Below are 736 nucleotides of genomic sequence, written 5' to 3' on the forward strand. Positions count from 1 at the left end.
ACTTTCCCGCTGGGTATTACCTTCACCCGTTTGAGAGTCGTTCGCCGCGAGGGCGTAAACGAGCACGGCCCGGTGAAGATGTCTGGGGGGGAGCGGGAAATTTTTTTCGGTCTAATGAAATGGCCGGGAAAAATTTATTGCGAAAGGCATGGCCGGCCCCTAGACAGCAAGACGGGTTGTGCTTGTCTCAGCCCCGGCGAAAGAACGCAAATGGGTGAAGATATCCAGGTAACGACACGAGCAGGAACCCGCCGCAACGCCGAAACGCGCGGGCGCGAAACGGCGTTGCCCCAAAGAGGCCCGGCGGCATCGCCGGGCTGGTGAAAGCGGCGCATCCGTACGGATGCCGCAAGCGTGATGTTGACCTAGCGACAATGGGATGGAGGCCCGCCAGGGCGGAGACGGTTTACCGGCTCCGTTCACGACAGCCCGGTTCCCGAAGGGAAGTCGCCCGAAGGATGTCGGTATACCCTCCCAGTCCTGAAACATAAACTCGGTATCCCATTCATCGGCATGCAGCGCCTGACAGGCCGCGTAAAAGTCTTCCTGGCCGTCAAACTCCGTCAGGTCAAACCATTTGCCGAAAATGCTCCCGCAGTTGTATTTGTGGGTAAGCGTCGCTGGAACCCCACCTGTTATTGCGTTCGCGATGTTGCCATGATCTTGTTCCCGATCATCAACACGGAGCAAACCCATGAGGAACATCCGCACGCCCGAAGAATGGCACGCCCTTTTT

At 58.0% G+C, this 736-nt stretch carries 2 pseudogenes; one reads left to right on the forward strand and one right to left on the reverse strand.

Annotated features, from left to right (window positions below):
• Window positions 1-324, forward strand: a pseudogene (locus ACMV5I_RS29560) (hypothetical protein); the annotation flags it as partial.
• Between the two features lie 129 nt (window positions 325-453).
• Here the strand turns inward: ACMV5I_RS29560 and ACMV5I_RS29565 are convergent.
• Window positions 454-588, reverse strand: a pseudogene (locus ACMV5I_RS29565) (antirestriction protein ArdA); the annotation flags it as partial.
• Window positions 589-736: the final 148 nt, after the last annotated feature.

It is taken from the genome of Serratia sp. T13T92 (assembly GCF_047530105.1).
Classification (GTDB): domain Bacteria; phylum Pseudomonadota; class Gammaproteobacteria; order Enterobacterales; family Enterobacteriaceae; genus Chania; species Chania fonticola.